We start from the raw sequence: 20,252 nt of genomic DNA, 5'->3' as shown, positions 1-20,252 counted from the left end.
CAAACGACGCGCGCCGGCAGAATCCGATTATTTTCCTCTTCGGTGTCGGATGCAGTCACTGCACCGATGGCGTGCAGAATGTGCCGTTTCTCTCCAAGCAGGTATAGCTCGCCCCGAAATGCGACTGCGCACGGCCGCCGCCATTGTGCACCACGACCGCCGAAAAGGTGAAGGCGAAGATCGCCGCAAACAGCGTGATGATGCTGAAGCGTCTTGCCAGAATATACATGTCCATTGCCTTGCCCCCGATACGCAACTCTATCGTGAGAAGAGTTTTGCCACGGGCCGGCTGAATGAGTGCTGAGATACCGGTTCATCCACCGTTCATGGAAGTCAGCCGGCTAACGGCTCGGGAACGGGCGGCATCTGTGTTTCTGTGGGCTATTCCAGCCCGTTCGCGACCATTTGGATTGTTTCGACGAGCAGGGTCGCAAAGAAGTTCGAGACATGCCGGCGTCGGCATGCCTTTGATCTGCGTATTGCGGAGGCGTATTTTTGGCTTCAGAGCCGCGTCCAGGTCTGCGACTTGCAGAGGACTTTCATCACGCAGCCCTGCATCCGCAGCGAATTGCCGGAAATCTTGCCGGAGCCGCTATAGGTCTTCTCGGCGGCCGGATCGGTAATCTCGCCGGCATAGCTGCCGTCGGTTCCGGCAAGCGTGCCGATCTTCCGGCCGGCATATTTGCCGGTCTTCAGCGTCACGCAATAACTGCCGCCGCAGGATGCGATCACCGCCGTATCGCCGGCGGCCGTCTTCCAGTTGCCGACGATCGGCTCCTCGGCATGCGCGATACCGGCGATCACTGTTATGGCTGCGGCGAGAACGAAGTTGCGGATCATCTTTTCCTCCATGATGCCCCTGATGGCGGCGAAAATAGCTGACGCGAACGTAAAGGTAAATATGTGTGGGGGCTTCTCTGAATCCGGGAGAAACGGCAGAAAAAAGCCGTCTGGCGAGCGTGCAGCCATATCGCCTGCTGATTTCATGATGAACGATCCCTTTATTTTCAAATCTGAATCTTTCGTAAAATTCGCGCGAAAGTCCTTAATTCGCAAGGCATCTGATGTTTAACAAAAATCCAAATTTACCAAGCATTTGCACTTTGTTTGTCGCAAATTAATCATGCATTTTAGGCGTTTTTTGAAAGCCGTTTGGCATAGTGAACCCATCAAACGAGCGGGGCAAACCCGCCGGACCGCAAGGGCCGCAAGCCGCGATAGACGGCAAGGCCCGGAGGTAAAACAGGGTAAGTCATAAACAGGCTAACAGGGATAAAACCGATGGCACGCTTTGAAATGCACTATGCTGAAACGGCCACCATGGGTGGCGACAACAGCGCCGATGTCTTCTGTGAAATGGGTCTGATGTATGCAACCGGCCGCGGCTGCGACGTCGATCTGGTCGCAGCTCACAAATGGCTGAACATCGCCGCAATCAAGGGCAACGACCGCGCCGCCGAGCTTCGCGCCGACGTGGCCGCCGCCATGGACAAGATGCAGATCGTCGCGGCGCTGCGCGCCGCCCGCGAATGGATGACGGTTCACTGAGACCGTTTCCAACTGAGAATATCGATAGAACAACAACCTCGAAAAGAGGGGGACTGGCGGGGCGCTTTGGATGCGTCCAACGCCGGGAGAAGAGAACCGCGACCGGATCCTCCACCGGCCGCGGCTCTTTCGTTTTTTCGTTCACCGGCCGATCTGTTTCAGCACCTGCGGCAGCGCGTCCCCGAGAAGCGCCATATCCGCCTCCGGCCCGACGCTGACGCGGATGCAGCGATTGAGCGGCGCCACACCGGGCATGCGGATGAAGACGCCGCGTTCCATCAGCCCGTCGACGATCGCGCGCGCGTAAACGCCGTCATGGCCGGCATCGATCGCCACGAAATTCGTCGCCGAGGGCAGGGGCTCAAGACCGTTCGCCCGGGCGATGCCGCCGATCCGTTCCCGCGCCGCGTGGATCTTCCCGACCACCTCGGCGAGATAGGCCTGGTCCTTGAGAGCGGCGAGCGCTGCCGCCGTCGCCAGCCGGTTCATGCCGAAATGGTTGCGGATCTTGTCGAAGGCCTGCGCCGTGCCTGCTGTCGAGATCACGTAGCCGATGCGTGCGCCGGCAAGTCCGTAGGCTTTGGAGAAGGTGCGGGTGCGAACGACGTTCGGCAGCTCGATCAGCGAGGCGATCGACGGCAGCGATCCCGCCGGCCCGGTTTCGCTATAGGCCTCGTCGAGCACCAGCAGCGTTGTCTCGGGCAGCGCCCGGGCGAAAGCGACGATCCTCTCGGCATCCCACCAGCTTCCCATCGGATTGTCGGGATTGGCGAAATAGACCAGCGGCGCGTTTTCCCGCTTGACCGCATCGAGCAGGCCGTCGAGATCCTCGCGGTCGTTGACGTAGGGGACGCTCACCAGGCGGCCGCCGAAACCGGCGACATGGAAGTTGAAGGTCGGATAGGCGCCGAGCGAGGTGACGACGGGCGCGCCGGGCTCGATCACCAGCCGGACGATCTGGCCGAGCAGCTCGTCGATACCGCCGCCGATGGCAATATTGGCGGCGGCCACACCGAGATGAGCGCCAAGTGCTTGCCTCAGCGCGAAATTCTCCGGGTCATTGTATTTCCAGATATTGCCGGCCTCTTCGCGCATCGCCGCAAACACCGAAGGGGCGGGCCCGAAGCCGTTTTCATTGGCGCCGATGCGCGCCAAGACGGCAAGTCCGCGCTGGCGCTCGATGGCCTCGGGACCGACGAAGGGAACTGTGGAGGGCAGGGCGCTGGCAAGCGGGGTGAAGCGCGAAAAGGCGGACATGCGACGGCGGTTTCCCGGATATCGTGACAATTGGCGAAACAATAGGCCCGGGCACGACCAACGCAAGCAAGATTATTTCCGCAGCGACGGCGCCGCGCGTCCTTTCAGACGCAAAGACGCCGGCTCCGATTTAAGGAATTGTGCGGCAGCCTGTTGCCGCGCTGTTTACGCGCGGAAGATCGGTGCGCGCCGGGCAGCGATCGCTTCCATATTACCGACGAGGAAGTCGGTGCGGACGACGCGGCGCAGAACCTCTGGGTCCATGATGTTGATGAACCGCACCCCGATGCGTTCCTTGTGGCGGTAGACCTCGGCGCAGCCGATCCGATAGGCGAGGCCGAGAATGTTGAGATAATAATGTTTCGGCAGACCGGCGGTGGTGGACACGATGAACGTGGCGCCGCCCTGCGAGATATCGATGATCTCGCAGCTTCGCATGGAGACGCCGGTGAGGCACGGGCGCACGGCGACGATGCGGGCTGGGCGCTTGACGCTGAATTCTTCCCAGCGCATGTCGTAGACAGCGGACTTGACCGTGGCAAGGTGTGTGGCGCGGAGCATAGACATTCACATTCTCCGTCAGGACGCATTTGGGGTTTTAATCACAAGCAAGCAGGTCTTGATGATGAGCGGCGGTCTCGATCACGATCAAGCGGACATTAATCCCAACCAAGGTCACATGAATGTTTTGCACATTCGTCAATGATAAAATTACAATTTTAACGAGTTCAAACTTTGTTCCCAAGCGGGACGCCCCGATGTTCATTATCGGGACGCGGTCCTTCATTCCGAAGTCTCGTTTCGGCCGGAGATTCTGGCGGTGAGATATCCGCAGGCGGCGGTCAGCGCCGTCAGCAAGGTGCCGCAGACCATGTCGACAAGGTTGGTGACGAGCGGCCGGTGTCTTATGTGCCATAGGCCGCCAGTCCCAGAATGGCACCACGGAGAAAGGCGGTGGCGATAGGGGCCTGCAGCACGGCAAGCACAACTACCGCGGCTGCAGAGAACAGAGAGAAAGTGCCGGCCGGGTCGCGGGCCGATCGATTTTGCCGCAATTTTCCCGAACTCTTTCAATGGCCGGGCGTTGTGCCTTCATCGATGAAGCAGCGCGCTTCGAACGACGACAGCGAGGAGTTGATATGACCGACGTCAAGATCCCTTGGAAATCATGGGTGGTGGTCTGCAACGGAGCCAAGGCTCTGATCATGCGGAATGCCGGCGATGCCACGCTGATGAACCTGAAGGTGCTGGAAACACTGACGCAGCCGAATGAGCCCGATCGCGAACTCGGCGCCGACAAACCCGGCCGCAGCCATACCGCCGACGGCTTCAGCCGCAGCGCCGTCGAAGAGACGGATTGGCACGATCAGGCCGAAGCCCAATTTCTGAAACATGTGGCGGAAAGGCTGGACGAACTGGCGCATGAAAAGGACGCCCCCGGTATTATCCTCGTTGCGCCGCCGAAGGCGCTCGGCGCAATACGCCCGGTACTCAGCGCCGACACGCAGGCGGCGATATCAGCGGAATTGGCAAAGGACTACACCAATATGCCGGTCGATGAGATCGAGCGGCATCTCGCTGCCTGAGGCGGTCTTCGCAACCGAGGAACGCGGATTGAACAGCCCCGCGTTTTTCCTGTCGGGTGCGCTGCACGCCGACAACTCACGGATGGAAAAGGGCCTCAGGTTTCGAAGCTCAGTCGCAGCACGTGGTGCAGGAATTCCGGATTGAGCAGCATGTTGAAGCTGATCGTCACCAATTCGCCTTCGCGCTTGACCATGGTTGCGCCGATCTCGTCATGGATGCCGAGGATTTCGAGGAAGAAATGGCTCGGCATATCCAGGTTCGGGCTGACTTCAAGCAGTGCGCCGGCGAGTGTAATCGTGCGGATCAGGCAGCGCACCTGCGTTCCGGTGCTGAGATGGTGGCCGACGAAGATGATGTTGCCCGGCCTATCGAGATTGAATTCCCTGTAAGCGCGTTCCGGCTTGGGGTGTTCTGTGTCGAGGTGCATCTGAAAGGCCCTTTTAGCCTCCGCTTATTCCACGACAGGACATTAGCTGAAGAATGCTGATGGCAGCTTAACAACATCGATAGGATTGACCGCTTCGCTCACGCTTGCAGGAAAATCGCACCGATTTCGTGCAGATTTGCCCCAAATCTGCTCATTATCCCCCGCACCTGCGCCATTCTTGACATGTCGGCGAGGTTCGCGCATACAAAGGCCGGTTCGAGGCACCGGCCGCTCGCGGATGAAAATCCATGGTGAAGCCCTCGCGATCATGGTCACGGCCTCTTGTGCATGCTGACTGACGGCAATGCGAGCTCCCATCCACAGTCGAAGAGCATGCCTTGCGAAGGCTTTACTCCATGACGACGACCTATCCTGCCATTGACGAATTGAAGGCCCAGGCCAAGCGCCTGCGCCAGGCGATGAACGATCGCGGCACCGCGCTGACCCACAGTGGGGCCCTGGAACTGATTGCCCGCCAGTACGGCGCGCGCGACTGGAATACGCTTGCGGCCCTTGCGGCAAAGCCGAATACAGGCCCGAAGACGCAGCTCTTCGTCGGAGCCCATATTCGCGGCCGTTATCTCAATCAGCCGTTCACCGGTGAAATTCTCACGCTTTCGGCCCTGCCGGGCGGCGATCTCCAGCGGATCACCATTCATTTCGACGAGCCGGTGGATGTCGTCACCTTCGACAGCTTTTCGGCCTTTCGCCGGCGTGTGAGCGCGCAGATCGACGCCGATGGCGTGTCGCCGAGGAAGACCTCGAACGGCGTGCCGCATCTCGTGCTCGATCTCTAATTTTTTCCATTTCTTCGCGAAAATCCGTATCCGCATGATTTCAAGCCGGATCGGACATCGCTCGATATCGCACGGATTCTCCATGACCGATCTTTCCAAAGGCAACGTCTTTCTCACCGGCTGGCTGCCGGGCGTCTTCATAAAAACGGCGGCGCCGATCATCGCGATCACCACCGTCAACGGCCTCTTCACCGTCGTCGACGCCTATTTCCTCGGCGCCTATGTCGGCCCCGATGCGCTTTCGGCCGTCAGCCTGATTTTCCCAGGGCTGATGCTGTTGATCGCCCTGCAGTCGCTCGTTTCGAACGGCATGGCGAGCATCCTTGCCCGCCGGCTTGGCGCCGGTGATCGCCAGGGCGCGGCCAGGCTGTTTGCCGGCGCCCATACGCTGGCGCTGGCCGTCACCCTGACCCTCAACATGCTCTACTGGACCGTCGGCCGGCAGATCATCGATGCCGGTGCTGCAGGCAACGCCGCGGTGGCCGATGGCGCGATGGTGTTCATGGGCGCGATGATCGCCTTTGCACCGGTGAGCTTCTTCCTGTCGCTGCATCTCGACGGACTGCGCTGCGAAGGCAAGATCGGGTTCATGACGCTGGTGACGCTGTCGGCCTCACTGCTGAACATCCTCGCCAACTGGCTGTTCATGGCCGCGATGCATTGGGGTGTGCTCGGCTCGGCGGCCGGTTCCATCGCATCGCAATTCGTCTGCCTGACAGCGGTGCTGGTCTACCGCCGGCGCCGGCCGGCGGCACTCAGGCCGTCCCGGGGAGCCGCCCTTGCCGAATGGCGCGGCATCGTCGTTTTCGGCGCGCCGATGAGCCTCGGCTTCATCGGCATATCGCTGGCATCGGCCGCCATTCTGATCAACGTCTCGCTCTGGAGCACGCATGATCATACCGCGACGGTGGCAGCCTATGGCATCATCACCCGGATCATGACCTTCACCTATCTGCCGCTGCTCGGCCTCAGCATTGCCCTGCAGACGATCGCCGGCAACAATCACGGCGCCGGCTTCAAGCTTCGCGTCGGCCGCAGCCTCCAGATCGCCATGCTTGCAGCGCTCGTCTATTGCACGCTGGTGGAGATCGCCGTCGAACTCATGGCCGGTCGTCTCGGCGCGGTCTTCGTCGCCGACCCCGCCATAACGGCCGAGGTCAGGCGAATTCTGCCCTGGACGATCGGCGCCTATTTCCTCTTCGGGCAGATGCTGATTCTCTCGTCCTATTTCCAGTCGATCGGCGATGCGCCGCGCGCGGCGATCTTTGGCCTGTCGCGGCCCTATCTGCTCACCCTGCCGCTCACCTTCCTGCTACCCTTCGTGTTCGGCGAGCAGGGGATCTGGATGGTGCCGGTCTTTGCCGAGGCCGGCATGGTCGTCCTTGCCTTGCTGGTACTGTCGCAGAACGCCAGACGCCGCGGCTGGCGTTACGGGCTACTGCCTGCTTGAGGGCGGAAGCCGCGCCTCGCTGGCGCGGCTTCTGTCGATGGCCGTCTATTGCTTGCCGCTCTGAGCGGCCGAGGTTGCGGCCTCCGCCTCGTTCAGCGCCTCGGCGCATTCCTGGCAGCAGACTTCGACGGTCTTGCCGCCGAGCTTGACGGTGATGGTTTCCGCACCGAGTTCACAGTCGCAGGCAGCGCAGGTCGTCTTCTTCATTGGATGATCCTCCGATTGATCGTCCCGGGATCGGGACAGGCTCATAAGATCATCGAAGGCCGCATTGCCGCTGTCGAAATCTTTAGCGATCGACCTCACCGGCGTCGCAATTGCGCCGCGCGCTGGAATTCGCCAGGGCTCTGTCCGAAGGCCTGTTTGAACGAAGCGCTGAAATGGCTGTGGCTGGAAAAGCCAAGATCGAGGCCGAGCGCCGTCAGATCCTCATATTGGCCGAGCAGGTCGAGGGCGCGGGCAAGCCGCAGCCGCAACTGATAGCGGTAGAGCGGCGTGGCCTCGACCTGTTGGAAAACCTGGGTGAGATAAACCGGCGAGACGCCCACTTCTGCGGCGATCTCCCCGAGCGTCCAGCGCCGGGCGAGATCGGAGGCAAGCACCAGCTTTGCCCTGTCGACGAGTTTCTGCCGGCCGGCGCTGGCACCTGCCGCATGCGATGTGCGCTCGCCGAGCGAGCGGCGCACCAGCGTCAGCGCCAGTGTTTCCGCCTCCAGTGTTTCAGCGACATTGCGGCTGAGGCCGTGCCGCAGCAGCGCGACCAGCGCCTGCGCACGAGGATCGATTCGCCGACGCTGGCGACGGAAGGAAAAGGCCGGGCCCGGCTGCACCTGTTCTTTCGGCGCCAGCTCTTCGAGCATGGCTTCGTCGATTGCCAGATCGATACAGGCATCGCCGCCCTCGATCGGATGGCTGATGCGATACCCTTGGCCGGCATTGAAGAACAGCACCTGATTGGCTTCGGCCACCGTGTCATTGCGGCCGACATGCCGCATGAAGACGCCGCGATAGGGATAGACGAGGCTTGTCCTGTGAGCGCATTCCTCGTCGCTCTTATGGCGGCACTCGCCGTTGCAGACGATATCACGAATGGTGACCATCTTCGTTTTCAGGAGCGGTGCTGTTGAAAACTGCGACATCGTATGTTCCGGGTCAGAGGCCGCCACGAGACGGCCCGGGCATAATATCACAACTGATGCCTGTATTTCAGCTGCGACTATAGACGTGAACGTCGCTTTCTGTCTGCCCCCTGGAAAGGCCGATATCCTTCAGCTGCGCGTCGGAGAGTTCCATCAGCGCATTGCAGTTGCGTCGTTCGTTCATCTTGCGCGCCAGCCAGCGCGCTGCCGTGATGACGGCAAGAAGCAGGCCGGAATCGATATGACGCGAAGAGCGAATAGTCCGGGTCGGGATTGTGATTTTCGAGCTGTACATGGTGATCCTCCATCCGTGTTTGGATGGAGGCAGTGAACCATCAGCGGCGGCTTGGCGCTGTCAGATTATTTAGCGATCGAACGAGACCGTTACGCCTTGATCAGCCACTCGTGCTCGGCGGCATTGTGGAATTTCCAGATCCGCTTCGGTCCGGCCATGACGTTGAGGTAATAAAGATCGTAGCCATGGCAGGCCGCACAGGGGTGGTAGCCCTTCGGCACCAGCGTCACGTCGCCGTCCTCGATCGCCATTGCCTCGTCGAGCGAACGATCGTCGGTGTAGACGCGCTGGAAACCGAAGCCCTGCGGCGGGTTGAGGCGGTGATAATAGGTCTCTTCCAGGAAGCTCTCGTTCGGCAGGTCGTCCTGGTCGTGCTTGTGCGGCGGATAGGAGGATGTATGGCCGCCCGGGGTGATCACCTCGACGACCAGCAGCGAATGCGCCGAGCTGTCGTCCTCAGGCATGATATTGTTGACATAGCGCACATTCGTGCCCTTGCCGCGCGTCAGCTGCGGATGCGTGCCGGGCGGAATCGCCTTCGCCTCATAGGTGCCGCCACCGGGCGCCGAGCAGACGGCGAGCTCGAGATCGGTCTCCGCCGTCACCGACCAAGTCGAGCTCATCGGGATGTAGAGCGCATGCGGCGCACCGTCGAACGGGTTCATGCGCTCGCCGAGTGTGCCGAAATCCCGGGATCCGGCCGATGCCTTGCCCTTGCCGGTCACCCAAACGAGGCAGACTTCCCGGTCGCCGGTCTCTCCCGAAACCGTCTCGCCGGGTTTGACCCGATGCAGATCGAAGCCGACATAGGTCCAGCCGGCATTCTCCGGGGTCACATGCGTCACACGGCCATGCGTGCCGGATGGTTTCACCTTGAGGTTTGGCATTGGTGTTTTCCTTCTTTACTTGGAAAATTCCCCTCCCCAACCCCTCCCCACAAGGGGGGAGGGGCTAACCTGCCGTGCTGTCTCGCCCGTACTGCGGCGTTCCTTCTTGCAGGGTGGCCGCTGTCTAGTGCGGGGCGGTGCCTCAAGTTAAGTCCTTCCCCTTGTGAGGAGGGGTTGGGGAGGGGTTTTGTTCGTTTACCCCTTCGGGAAGCCTTCCGTTTCCACGGTATAGCCTGCCGCCGTCATCACGCGCATCAATTCCGCATGGCCGATCTCGGCCATTTTCTGCGGCGGCGCCTTGCGCGGATCCTGTTCGGCCTCGACGACGAACCAGCCTTCATAACCGTAATCGGCGAGCCGCTGGACGATGGCGGCGAAATCGAGCGAGCCGTCGCCCGGCACCGTGAAGGCGCCGAGCGCCACCGCGTCGAGGAAGGACTGACGGCTGCGGTCGAGCCCGTCGACCACGGACTTACGGATATCCTTGACGTGGACGTGATTGATGCGGGCGTGGTGGTTCCCGATGGCGCGCAGCACATCGCCGCCGGCAAAGGCGAGATGTCCGGCATCGAGCAGCAGCGGAATGCCTGCACCCGAAGAGCGCATGAAGGCGTCGAGTTCCGGCTCGGTTTCGACGACGGCCGCCATATGATGGTGATAGGAGAGCGGCATGCCCTGCTCGGCGCACCATTCGCCGAACTCGGTGACGCGGCGCCCATAGGCCTTCATCTCGTCGTCGGAAAGGCGCGGCTTGGTGGCGAGCGGCTTGGAGCGATCGCCCTGGATGGAGCGGCCGACTTCGCCATAGACGATGCAGGGCGCATTGACCGCCTTGAACAGCTCGATCATCGGCGCGATGCGGTCCTTGTTGGCCGCAAGCTCCTCATTGACGAGCGTGCCGGAGAACCAGCCACCGCACAGCGTCACGTCGGCGGCGCGCAGGATAGGCAGCATCTCTTCGGGATTGCTGGGGAAACGGCGGCCTTGTTCCATGCCGGTGAAACCGGCGCTGCGCGACTGCCGCAGGCATTCCTCGAGGGACACATCGTCGCTAAGTTCCGGAAGATCGTCGTTCCACCAGGCGATGGGCGACATGCCGAGTTTGGCCTTCATCACATTCTCCTTGAAAGTATTGCGGAAGAGCCGGGACGCTCTTCCCGAAAAAAATGGCACCGGATTAGCCGATGCGCTGGGCGGCGCGTGCTTCTAGGTAGCCCTTGCGCGCCGCGTTGACCTCACCGCGCGGGCTGACCTCGGGCACGGCGACATCCCACCAGTGGCCGCCGGCTTCCGTGGTGATGAGCGGATCGGTGTCGATGACGAAGACCGAGGTACGGTCGTTCTTCTTCGAATCCACGATCGCCTGCTCCAACTCGGCGATCGAGCCGACCTTGACGGCGATCGCGCCCATGGCCTCGGCATGCGCGCGGAAATCGATCTCCGGCATCACCTCGTGATAGGAGTCCTTGAGCAGATTGTTGAAGTTGGCACCGCCGGTTCCCATCTGCAACCGGTTGATGCAGCCATAGCCGCGATTGTCGAGCATGACGATGTTGAGCTTGAGGCCAAGCATGACCGACGTGGCGATCTCGGAATTCATCATCATGTAGGAACCGTCGCCGACCATGACGACGACATCGCGTTCGGGATGCGCCATCTTGGCGCCGAGCCCGCCGGCGATTTCGTAGCCCATGCAGGAAAAGCCGTATTCCATGTGATAGCTGCCGGGCGTCGTTGCCGGCCAGAGCTTGTGCAATTCGCCGGGAAGGCCGCCCGCAGCGCAAAGAACCGTCGTATTGTCGCCGCCGATCGTGCGCGCGACCGCGCCGATCACTTGTGCGTCGGAGGGCAGGGCGGCATTGGTAGACGCCATCGCCTTGGCGGCGGCCTCCATCCAGATCTTTTTCTCGGCTGCGGCTTTTGCGGTCAGCGCCGCCGGCGCCTTCCAGCCGGAAAGCCCTGCCGAAAGCGCCTTCAGCCCTTCGCGGGCATCGGCAATCACGGGATAGCTGTCATGCTTGACCGCGTCATAGGCGGCGATATTGAGGCCGATCATCTTCAGGCTGTCGTTCTTGAACAGCGCCCAGGAGCCGGTGGTGAAATCCTGGCAGCGGGTGCCGACGGCGATGACGAGATCCGTCTCTTCGGCGATCGCATTCGCCGCCGACGTGCCGGTGACGCCGACCGAGCCGAGCGCCAGCGGATGAGTCTCGTTAATCGACGACTTGCCGGCCTGGGTGACGACGACCGGGATGGCATGGGCTTCGGCAAAGGCGGCAAGCTCCTTCGTCGCCTGCGAATAAAGCACGCCGCCGCCGGCAACGATCACCGGCTTTTGAGATGCCTTGATCAGCGCGATGGCGTTTGCCAGCTCGTCTGCATCCGGCTGCGGCCGGCGGGTCGCCCAGACTTTTTCGTCGAACAGGCTTTCCGGATAATCATAGGCTTCGGCCTGGACGTCCTGGCAGAGCGACAAGGTCACCGGGCCGCAATCCAGCGGATCGGTCAGCACCTGCATGGCGCGCTTCAGGGCCGAAATGATCTGTTCGGGCCGGGTGATGCGGTCGAAATAGCGCGAAACCGAACGGAAGGCGTCATTGGCGGAAACCGTGCCGTCGCCGAAATCCTCGATCTGCTGCAGCACCGGATCCGGCGCGCGGTTGGCGAAGACGTCGCCCGGCAGGAAGAGAACGGGAATGCGATTGACGTGTGCCACGCCGGCCGCCGTCACCATGTTCAGCGCGCCGGGGCCGATCGAGGTCGTGCAGGCCATGAAGCGTGTGCGGAAATTCGCCTTGGCATAGGCGATGGCGGCATGCGCCATGCCCTGTTCATTGTGGGCGCGATAGGTCGTCAGTTCCCCGCGCACCTGATAGAGCGCTTCGCCGATACCGGCGACGTTGCCATGACCGAAGATCGCCCAGACGCCGCCGAAGATCGGCACTTTCTTGCCGTCGACAACAGTCATCTGCTTTTTGAGAAAATGCGCGACAGCCTGCGCCATCGTCAACCGTATCGTCTTGCCCATCGGGGCCTCCCGCAATCTTCGCTCTCGTTGGTTTCCCCTCCCCAACCCCTGCCCACAAGGGGAGGGGCTCACTCGTGGGGCTCGCCGCATTTCACCGCAACCTTGCGTCCGCAAGACAGCTCGTTTGTGGCGTAAAGCGATGCCTCAACTTAAGTCCCTCCCCTTGTGGGGAGGGGTTGGGGAGGGGTCTAATCTATAACCTACTGAAGCCCACGCGTCTTCAGCCAGGCTTCCGTCAATTGCCGGAAGCGGCCGGCCATGTCGGCGATCGCCTCCTCGTCGTTCATTGTCCCCGAAAGCCAGGCCCGCGCCGGGTCGGCAAAGATCGTCCGGCCGACGGCAAAGCCTTTCACGGAGGGCGCCGCCAGCGTCGCCTCGAAGCAGGAGATCAGCTCGTCGGCGGGCGCCTCGAGGCCGAGCAGCACGATACCGCGGCACCATGGATCATTCTTGGCGATCACCGCATCGATCTTCTTCCAGGCTTCCGTCGATGCCTGCGGCTCGAGCTTCCACCAGTCCGGCTTGATGCCGAGCGCGTAGAGCTCTTCCAGCGCCGTCGCAATCGTGTCGTCGGTGAGCGGCCCGTTCTTGCCGGCGATGATCTCGACCAGCAGCTCGCGGCCGACCTTGCGGGACGCCTCGAACAGCGTGCGCAGCTTCTCCTGCTGTTCCCTCTTCAATTCGGCGGGATCGTCGGGATGATAGAAGCACAGGCACTTGATGCAATGGCCGAGCGGCCATTCCACAAGCTGCGAGCCGATATCCTGGCTGAATTCGAAGCGCAGCGGCTTCGAGCCCGGCAGCTCTACCGGCCGGCCGATCCAGGAGAAATTCTTCGTTGCCGCATCGAAGAAGGCGTCGCGGCCGAAACGTTCGTCGATCAGCATGCCGTAGCCGTCGCGGCCGTTCGAAACCCGCGCCGCTGCGGCAACCGCCAGGCGCTTGAAGGCGACGATCTTGTCGTGGCCGACGCCGAGTTCATCGGCAACGCTGACGAGTTGCGAACGGTGGTCGATCGCCAGCGCCATCAGAAGCGGGACTTCGCCGCGGCGCGTCGATGCCCAATGGATATGATTGATCGCCTCGTCCTTGCGCAATGCCCGATGCTTGCTGCCGTTTTTCAGGAAGAAGTCGAGTTCCGCCCAGGTCGGATATTCCGGCGAGCAGAGCAGGCGGGAGACGGCAAAGGCGCCGCAGGCATTGGCCCAGGTGGCGCAGGTCTTCAGCGGCTCGTCGCGCAGGAAGCCGCGCAGGAACCCGGACATGAAGGCATCGCCGGCGCCGAGCACATTGAAGACTTCGATCGGGAAACCCTGGCCGATGATGCCGGCTTCGAGGTCGTCGGCGATCGGGCCGTCATAGACGATGCAGCCCATGGCGCCGCGCTTGAGCACGATCGTCGCCGGCGACAGGCGGCGAATCTCCTTCAGTGCGCCGAGCACGTCGTCGGCGCCGGATGCAATCAGGATTTCCTCTTCGGTACCGACGATGAGATCGCAATCCGGCAGCGTCTCCTTCATCTTCGAGGAAACCAGGTCGGACTTCACGTAGCGCTCGAAGCCTTCCGCATGGCCGGCAAGGCCCCAGAGATTCGGCCGGTAGTCGATGTCGAAGATCACCTTGCGGCCATTCGCCTTGGCGAGGCGGATCGCCTTGCGCTGCGCGGCCTCGGTGTTCGGTCGCGAGAAATGCGTGCCGGAAACGAGAACGGCGCGCGACGACTTGATGAAATCCTCGTCGATATCGCCTTCATCGAGCGCCATGTCGGCGCAATCCGACCGGTAGAAGATCATCGGCGACACGCCCTCGGCCTCGACCGCCAGCAGCACCAGTGCCGTCAGCCGTTCCTTGTCGGTGACAATGCCTTGCGTCGCCACGCCTTCGCGCGCCGACTGCTCGCGGATGAAACGTCCCATCTGCTCGTCGCCGACGCGGGTGATGAGACCGGATTTGAGGCCGAGTCGCGCCGTGCCGATGGCGATATTGGCCGGGCAGCCGCCGACGGATTTGGCAAAGGAGCCGATATCCTCCAGCCGCGAACCGATCTGCTGACCGTAAAGATCGACCGAGGAACGGCCGATGGTGATTACATCAAGCGCCGGCTCCGGCTGTGATCCCGGATTCGATTGTACCATGATGTCCTCCCGCTAGATTTTGCGCGGCTTCCAGTGCCTGCGAATTTTCAATAATGAAACATCGGTTCCGATATTTTGTCAATTCGGAATGTTTATTCCATTTTGGCTTTTCCAGCTTTTGAATGCTGACGCTTTCTGCGCCGCTCGGCGATGGCGACCGGCAGAGCCATGGTCAGCGCCATCGAGGCCGACAGCGAGCGGAAGCCGGCGAAATCGGCCTCTGCCACTTCGAACCAGTGCGTGGCGCAGGCGGCGAGCGGCGAGAAAGCCGAATCGGTGATGGCGATGACGGGGACGCCGCGGTCGGCAAGCTCCTGGCTTTGGCTGAGGCTGTCGGCCGCGTAGGGCGAAAAGCTCGCGGCGATCGCCGCGTCCCTGGGTGTTGCGAACTGCACCATCTCCGGGTCGACGCCGTTCGGCGAGGCGACGATCTGATGGCGGATGTTGAGCTTGGAAAAGGCGTAGGTCATGTGTGCCGTCAGCGGGTAGGAGCGCCGTTTGGCGATCAGATAGATCGTCTCGGCGCCGGCAAGAATATTGACCGCTTTCGTGAATGTATCGCTCTGCACCGTTGCCGCCAGCCGGTTGATCGACTGGCTGGCCGCCGCAATGAAGCCGGAGAGCAGGTTGGCGTCCTCGTCGTCGCCGCTTGCCTGCTCCAGCGTGACGAGCCGTTCTTCATAGCTCAGCGTCCGGTCGCGCAGCCTTTCGCGGAAAATGCTCTGCAGGTCGGAGAAACCTTCGTAACCCAGATGATGCGCCAGGCGCACCAGCGTCGAGGGCTGGACGTCGGAGGCAGCCGCAATGCTTGCCGTCGTGCCGAAGGCGATCTCGTCGGGATTGCCGAGCGCGAAAGCGGCGACCTGCGCCAGCCGCTTCGGCATGTTCGCCTTGCGCTCGATGATGGTGCTGCGCAGGCTTTCGAAATCGCGCGGCACACGCGCCTGCCTCTGGGGATCATTATCCATGCTTGCGGCTCACGAGATGAAACAAATATTCCATATTGTCGAGCATAGACGATTTCAAACGGTGCGCCTAATTGTTTTTAATCGCCTGTAATTCAAGGCTTTTAAACAGCTTGCCGGGAAGAACGTGAAAATGCCCGCCTATGGGTCTCTTGTCAAAATGATCCAAATATTCCAAAAATCCGGCCGCAGTTCCTGGAGGAGACGAAAATGAAGCCACTCGGCATCGGTTTGATCGGCACCGGCTATATGGGCAAGTGCCATGCGCTGGCATGGAATGCGGTAAAGACTGTGTTCGGCGATGTCGAGCGTCCGCGTCTGGTGCATCTTGCCGAAGCCAATGCCGGGCTTGCGGAGGCGCGCGCCGGTGAATTCGGCTTCGAGAAGGCGACGGCCGACTGGCGGGCGCTGATCGCCGACCCGGAGGTCGACGTCGTTTCCGTCACCACGCCCAATCAGTTCCACCCCGAAATGGCGATCGCAGCGCTTCAAGCCGGCAAACATGTCTGGTGCGAAAAGCCGATGGCGCCGGCCTATGCCGATGCCGAGCGCATGCTGGAGACGGCGAGGGGGTCCGGCAAGGTGGCCGCTCTCGGTTACAACTACATCCAGAATCCCGTGATGCGGCACATCAAAACGCTTGTTGGCGAAGGCGCCATCGGCACGGTCAACCATATCCGCGTCGAGATGGACGAGGATTTCATGGCCGATCCCGATGTCTTCTTTTACTGGAAGAGCGAGCTTGCCGCCGGTTATGGCGCGCTCGACGATTTCGCCGTGCATCCGCTGTCGCTGCTCTGGTATCTGTTCGGCCACGTCGAGGCTGTCATTACAGACATGGTCAGGCCCTATGCCGACCGCCCGCTTAGCGAGGGTGGCCGCCGTGCCGTCGAAAACCACGATGGCGCCAATGTGCTGATGCGGCTTGGCGGCGGCATCTCTGCCGTATTGATGGCGAATCGCGCCGCCTGGGGCCGCAAGGGCCGCATCGCCCTGCAGATTTATGGCTCGAAGGGCTCGATCGTCTATGACCAGGAGCGCATGAACGAATTCGAGCTCTATCAGGCCGAGGGGCGCGGTTCCGAACAGGGCTTCCGCAAGATACTGGCGGCACCGGCCCATCGGCCTTATGATCGCTTCATCCCGGCGCCCGGCCACGGCCTCGGCTTCAACGATCTGAAGATCATCGAATGCCGCGAGCTGATCCGGGCAATTTCCGGCGAGCCGTCGTCGATCGTCACATTTGAAGACGGTCTCAGGATAGAGAAGTCGGTGCATGCCATGGCACAGTCCTTCCATGAGCGCCGCTGGATCGAGATCGGCTGAATGGAAAAGTCGCTTTCCGTTGACGGCGTTTGAGGCAGGGGATAGGCCTGGACGGAGTTGTCGGGCGCAGTTTCGGGAGTGAGATCGTGACGGATAGACTGGTGATCATCGGCGCGGGCCAGGCCGGTTTTGCATTGGCGGCCAAGCTGCGTGCGTTGAAGGATACGCGCCCGATCACCCTTATCGGTGCGGAAGACGTGGCTCCTTATCAGCGCCCGCCGCTTTCGAAGAAATACCTGCTGGGCGAAATGGCCTTCGATCGCCTGCTGTTTCGCGCCGAGCAATGGTATGTCGACAATGACGTCGATCTTCGCCTTTCGACCTGGGCCGAGCAGATCAAGCCGGACAGCAAGCAGGTTCTGCTGCAGGACGGCTCCGTTCTCGATTACGGCACGCTGGCTCTGGCCACCGGCTCGACCCCGCGCCGGCTGCCGGCGGCGATCGGCGGCGATCTCGAGGGCGTCTATGTCGCCCGCGACAAGCGCGATGCCGATCTGCTCGCCGACGAGATGCGCCCCGGTCGCCGCGTGCTCATCATCGGCGGCGGTTATATCGGTCTCGAGGCGGCGGCCGTTGCCCGCCACCGCGGCCTTGAGGTCACCGTCATCGAGATGGCCGACCGCATCCTGCAGCGCGTCGCGGCGAAGGAAACCGCCGATATCATGCGCGGCATCCATGAGACCCACGACGTGGTGATCCGCGAAAAGACGGGGCTCAAACATCTGGTCGGCAAGGATGGTCGCGTTACCGGCGCCGCACTTTCCGATGGATCGGTGATCGACATCGACTTTGCCGTCGTCGGCATCGGCGTCGTGCCGAACGATCAGCTTGCCAAGGAAGCTGGCCTCGAAGTCGCCAACGGCATCGTCGTCGATGAATTCGCCCGCACTTCCGATCCGGCGATCTTTGCCGCTGGCGATTGCGCCGCCCTTCCCTGGCAGGGTGGCCGCATCAGGCTCGAATCGGTGCAGAACGCCGTCGACCAGGCCGAAGCGGCGGCAGCCGTGATCGCCGGCGGCAACGCGCCATATGATCCGAAGCCGTGGTTCTGGTCCGACCAGTATGATGTCAAGCTGCAGATCGCCGGCTTCAACCTCGGTTATGACGAAACACTGCTGCGCCCCGGCGCCCGCGAAGGCGCCCATTCGGTCTGGTACTTCAGGCAAGGCCTGCTGATCGCCGTCGACGCGATCAACGACGCGAAGGCCTATGTGACCGGCAAGAAGCTGCTGGAATCGGGGATCAACCCCGACAGAGCGATTCTCGCCGACCCCTCTGCCGACCTCAAGAGCCTGCTCGGCTGAGTTCAAACCCGGTACACGCAGCGCATTGCCGCCGGCGGCAATGCCGTGCCGGGCTTGCCGAACCTGCCAGGCGCCGGGCGGAAAGCCCGGCTTCCTCGTCGAAGAGAACGAAGCACGATCAAATTCCCGGATCGTGACAGGAAATGCCCTCGGTTTGCGCGGGCCTGCCGAAATGCCGCCCCGTTGCATTTCTTCTGGTGAAAACTGAAAAAACCCTTGCATTCACAGACCGGTCACCATAGTTAGGCCGCACCGGAGAGGTGGCCGAGTGGTCGAAGGCGCTCCCCTGCTAAGGGAGTATACGTCAAAAGCGTATCGTGGGTTCGAATCCCATCTTCTCCGCCATCCCGATTTTTCCAACCTGTGCCGCTCTTCGTCGCTGACAGCGAATCGTCTTCGTTGAATGGGCTATGCCGCGTGAGTGCCATTCGGGCTATGCCTCATGGCCGCGCGATGAAAAGAATCTCTTCCGCGTCGAAGCGAGAGAATCGCCTGCGGGAATCACATCCTGCCTTCAAGTCCCGGCAGCCGGCGAAAGCGGATCGGTGATCGCCCGGTTACGCTTCCGGCAGTGATGATATCCCCCGCAAGAGCCCGACTTCGTCAAAAAAGTGTCTCGAATGTGTTGCGAGACGCCTGTCCAATTCTTTGCTGGCCTCCGCTAAGCGGCGGCAAAATCAGTGTTTTCTTAACAAAGCATAAAGGAAATCGAGGCCGGTCGCCCGACTTGTGTCCTTTCAGCAACAGGATGTCGGGAAGGCTGTCTCAAATCACCCATCCGAGTAAGTTGGTGATTGCGTGACGGCTTCGGTCTTGTATTTTCAGCGTCGGAAGCAAGGGCGGCTGATCGTCCACTTCTTGAAACACGGGGATGGGGCAGGGAACGCTGCTCAGCGAAAGATCCCAAACCCGATCGAAACTTTGAATTGGAGGTCATTTATGAACATCAAGAGCCTGCTTCTCGGCTCCGCTGCTGCTCTCGCAGTAGTTTCCGGTGCTCACGCTGCTGACGCTATCGTTGCTGCCGAGCCGGAACCGGTTGAATATGTTCGCGTCTGCGACGCTTACGGCACCGGCTACTTCTACATCCCGGGCACCGAAACCTGCCTCAAGATCGAAGGCTACATCCGTTTCCAGGTCGACATTGGTGATCAGCCGCTCAACGGCTCCGCCAGCAACGACTCGGATTGGGATGCCAAGACCCGCGGTCAGGTTCAGTTCACGGCTAAGAGCGACACCGAGTATGGTCCGCTGACCGGCGTCATCGTCATGCAGTTCAATGCTGACAACGCTAGCGATCAGAGCGCCGCCCTCGACTCCGCTTACCTCGACATCGCCGGCTTCCGCGCTGGTCTGTTCTACAGCTGGTGGGACGATGGTCTCTCTGGCGAAACCGACGACATCGGCTCGCCGGTTACGCTGCACAACTCGCTCCGTTACCAGTATGAAACCGGCGACTTCTACGCTGGCATCAGCGTCGACGAACTGGAAGACAGCCCGTTCTATGATGGCGAAACCGCCAACAACTGGGGTGTTGCTGTTGGTCTCGGCGGCAAGGCTGGTGCCTTCAGCTACCAGATCACTGCCGGTTACGACACCGACAACGAAGAAGGCGCTGTTCGCGCAATGGGTACGGTTGACATCGGTCCGGGCACGCTCGGCCTCGCAGCTGTCTACTCCACGAACCCGAACGCGTACTACAACGCCGCTGAATGGGCTGTTGCTGCCGAATACGCTATCAAGGCAACCGACAAGCTCAAGATCACCCCTGGTGTTCAGTACTACAGCAACTACGGCGTTAGCGGCAGCGACTTCGCTGACGGCGATGCATGGAAGGTCGGTCTGACGGTTGATTACCAGATCGTCGACAACTTCTACGCCAAGGCTTCGGTTCAGTACCTCGATCCGGAAGATGCTGACGACTCCACGACGGGCTACTTCCGCCTGCAGCGTTCGTTCTAATCTGATCTGACTTCGGTCAATCAGGAAAGCCCGGCTCTCGAGCCGGGCTTTTTTTGCATTGTGCGCCCAGCATGGGCGCACTCTTGTGGGTGGAAGTCCCACCGTAAGCTGGTCATGGCGAACGAAGAGAAGCGCAACTGCGAGA

The 20,252-nt window shown here is 61.3% G+C and carries 20 protein-coding genes, 1 tRNA gene and 1 pseudogene; 8 read left to right on the top strand and 14 right to left on the bottom strand.

The window, feature by feature from the left end; translation table 11 throughout:
• Positions 1-55: 55 nt before the first annotated feature.
• Together GGD57_RS19625 and GGD57_RS19620 are read right to left on the bottom strand one after the other, a co-directional pair.
• A complete protein-coding gene (locus GGD57_RS19625; protein ID WP_184471966.1) occupies positions 56-235 on the bottom strand; it encodes a hypothetical protein in 180 nt (59 codons plus the stop codon).
• A gap of 266 nt (positions 236-501) precedes the next feature.
• Positions 502-840: a DUF2147 domain-containing protein gene (locus GGD57_RS19620; protein ID WP_184471965.1), complete on the bottom strand. Its 339-nt coding sequence runs from the start codon at positions 838-840 to the stop codon at positions 502-504.
• A gap of 441 nt (positions 841-1,281) precedes the next feature.
• On the opposite strand from GGD57_RS19620, the gene GGD57_RS19615 reads away from it, so the two are divergent.
• Positions 1,282-1,548: a sel1 repeat family protein gene (locus GGD57_RS19615; protein WP_184471964.1), complete on the top strand. Its 267-nt coding sequence runs from the start codon at positions 1,282-1,284 to the stop codon at positions 1,546-1,548.
• Between the two features lie 141 nt (positions 1,549-1,689).
• Here the strand turns inward: GGD57_RS19615 and GGD57_RS19610 are convergent, their stop codons facing one another.
• The 3 genes and pseudogenes from GGD57_RS19610 to GGD57_RS29485 all read right to left on the bottom strand — a co-directional run.
• Positions 1,690-2,805, bottom strand: coding sequence for a pyridoxal phosphate-dependent aminotransferase (locus GGD57_RS19610; RefSeq protein WP_184471963.1), 1,116 nt, complete (start codon positions 2,803-2,805; stop codon positions 1,690-1,692).
• 165 nt (positions 2,806-2,970) lie between these two features.
• A complete protein-coding gene (locus GGD57_RS19605) occupies positions 2,971-3,372 on the bottom strand; it encodes a PilZ domain-containing protein (RefSeq protein WP_184471962.1) in 402 nt (133 codons plus the stop codon).
• Positions 3,373-3,588: 216 nt separating this feature from the next.
• Positions 3,589-3,830, bottom strand: a pseudogene (locus tag GGD57_RS29485) (DUF2177 family protein); the annotation flags it as partial.
• 114 nt (positions 3,831-3,944) lie between these two features.
• On the opposite strand from GGD57_RS29485, the gene GGD57_RS19595 reads away from it, so the two are divergent.
• Entirely contained in the window at positions 3,945-4,391 is a 447-nt protein-coding gene (locus GGD57_RS19595; protein WP_184471961.1) for a host attachment protein, read from the top strand.
• 95 nt (positions 4,392-4,486) lie between these two features.
• Here GGD57_RS19595 and GGD57_RS19590 read toward each other — a convergent pair whose 3' ends face one another.
• Entirely contained in the window at positions 4,487-4,819 is a 333-nt protein-coding gene (locus GGD57_RS19590) for a hypothetical protein (RefSeq protein WP_184471960.1), read from the bottom strand.
• A gap of 356 nt (positions 4,820-5,175) precedes the next feature.
• On the opposite strand from GGD57_RS19590, the gene GGD57_RS19585 reads away from it, so the two are divergent.
• The gene (locus GGD57_RS19585) at positions 5,176-5,616 is read left to right on the top strand and encodes a glyoxalase superfamily protein (protein ID WP_184471959.1); all 441 of its coding nucleotides are present in this window, start codon (positions 5,176-5,178) and stop codon (positions 5,614-5,616) included.
• 82 nt (positions 5,617-5,698) lie between these two features.
• Entirely contained in the window at positions 5,699-7,066 is a 1,368-nt protein-coding gene (locus GGD57_RS19580; RefSeq protein ID WP_184471958.1) for an MATE family efflux transporter, read from the top strand.
• Between the two features lie 45 nt (positions 7,067-7,111).
• Here GGD57_RS19580 and GGD57_RS19575 read toward each other — a convergent pair whose 3' ends face one another.
• From GGD57_RS19575 to GGD57_RS19540, 8 genes are all read right to left on the bottom strand, one after another.
• Positions 7,112-7,273, bottom strand: a complete 162-nt coding sequence (locus tag GGD57_RS19575; protein ID WP_184471957.1) for a hypothetical protein — start codon at positions 7,271-7,273, stop codon at positions 7,112-7,114.
• A 95-nt stretch (positions 7,274-7,368) separates the two neighbouring features.
• The gene (locus GGD57_RS19570; RefSeq protein ID WP_184471956.1) at positions 7,369-8,205 is read right to left on the bottom strand and encodes a helix-turn-helix transcriptional regulator; all 837 of its coding nucleotides are present in this window, start codon (positions 8,203-8,205) and stop codon (positions 7,369-7,371) included.
• A gap of 67 nt (positions 8,206-8,272) precedes the next feature.
• Entirely contained in the window at positions 8,273-8,500 is a 228-nt protein-coding gene (locus GGD57_RS19565; protein ID WP_184471955.1) for a DUF1127 domain-containing protein, read from the bottom strand.
• A gap of 89 nt (positions 8,501-8,589) precedes the next feature.
• On the bottom strand, positions 8,590-9,387 hold the full coding sequence (gene iolB / locus GGD57_RS19560; protein WP_184471954.1) for a 5-deoxy-glucuronate isomerase: 798 nt from the start codon (positions 9,385-9,387) through the stop codon (positions 8,590-8,592).
• Positions 9,388-9,582: 195 nt separating this feature from the next.
• The gene (gene iolE, locus GGD57_RS19555; protein ID WP_184471953.1) at positions 9,583-10,500 is read right to left on the bottom strand and encodes a myo-inosose-2 dehydratase; all 918 of its coding nucleotides are present in this window, start codon (positions 10,498-10,500) and stop codon (positions 9,583-9,585) included.
• Positions 10,501-10,564: 64 nt separating this feature from the next.
• Positions 10,565-12,415, bottom strand: coding sequence for a 3D-(3,5/4)-trihydroxycyclohexane-1,2-dione acylhydrolase (decyclizing) (gene iolD / locus GGD57_RS19550; protein WP_184471952.1), 1,851 nt, complete (start codon positions 12,413-12,415; stop codon positions 10,565-10,567).
• A 200-nt stretch (positions 12,416-12,615) separates the two neighbouring features.
• Positions 12,616-14,550 (bottom strand): bifunctional 5-dehydro-2-deoxygluconokinase/5-dehydro-2-deoxyphosphogluconate aldolase, encoded by a 1,935-nt coding sequence (locus GGD57_RS19545; protein ID WP_184471951.1) that lies wholly within the window; start codon positions 14,548-14,550, stop codon positions 12,616-12,618.
• Positions 14,551-14,642: 92 nt separating this feature from the next.
• Entirely contained in the window at positions 14,643-15,518 is an 876-nt protein-coding gene (locus GGD57_RS19540) for a MurR/RpiR family transcriptional regulator (protein ID WP_184471950.1), read from the bottom strand.
• Positions 15,519-15,725: 207 nt separating this feature from the next.
• On the opposite strand from GGD57_RS19540, the gene GGD57_RS19535 reads away from it, so the two are divergent.
• From GGD57_RS19535 to GGD57_RS19520, 4 genes are all read left to right on the top strand, one after another.
• Positions 15,726-16,841, top strand: coding sequence for a Gfo/Idh/MocA family protein (locus GGD57_RS19535; RefSeq protein WP_097611259.1), 1,116 nt, complete (start codon positions 15,726-15,728; stop codon positions 16,839-16,841).
• An 86-nt stretch (positions 16,842-16,927) separates the two neighbouring features.
• On the top strand, positions 16,928-18,145 hold the full coding sequence (locus GGD57_RS19530; protein ID WP_184471949.1) for an FAD-dependent oxidoreductase: 1,218 nt from the start codon (positions 16,928-16,930) through the stop codon (positions 18,143-18,145).
• A 254-nt stretch (positions 18,146-18,399) separates the two neighbouring features.
• Positions 18,400-18,490: transfer RNA gene (locus tag GGD57_RS19525), tRNA-Ser, on the top strand.
• Positions 18,491-19,084: 594 nt separating this feature from the next.
• Positions 19,085-20,107 carry a porin gene (locus GGD57_RS19520; RefSeq protein ID WP_184471948.1) on the top strand — a complete coding sequence of 341 codons (1,023 nt, stop codon included), beginning with the start codon at positions 19,085-19,087 and terminating at the stop codon, positions 20,105-20,107.
• The last annotated feature ends 145 nt before the right edge of the window (positions 20,108-20,252 follow it).

Source organism: Rhizobium esperanzae (assembly GCF_014197615.1).
Classification (GTDB): domain Bacteria; phylum Pseudomonadota; class Alphaproteobacteria; order Rhizobiales; family Rhizobiaceae; genus Rhizobium; species Rhizobium esperanzae_A.
The sequence above is the reverse complement of the archived record's forward strand: the minus strand, read 5'-3'. Positions and strand labels throughout refer to the sequence as shown.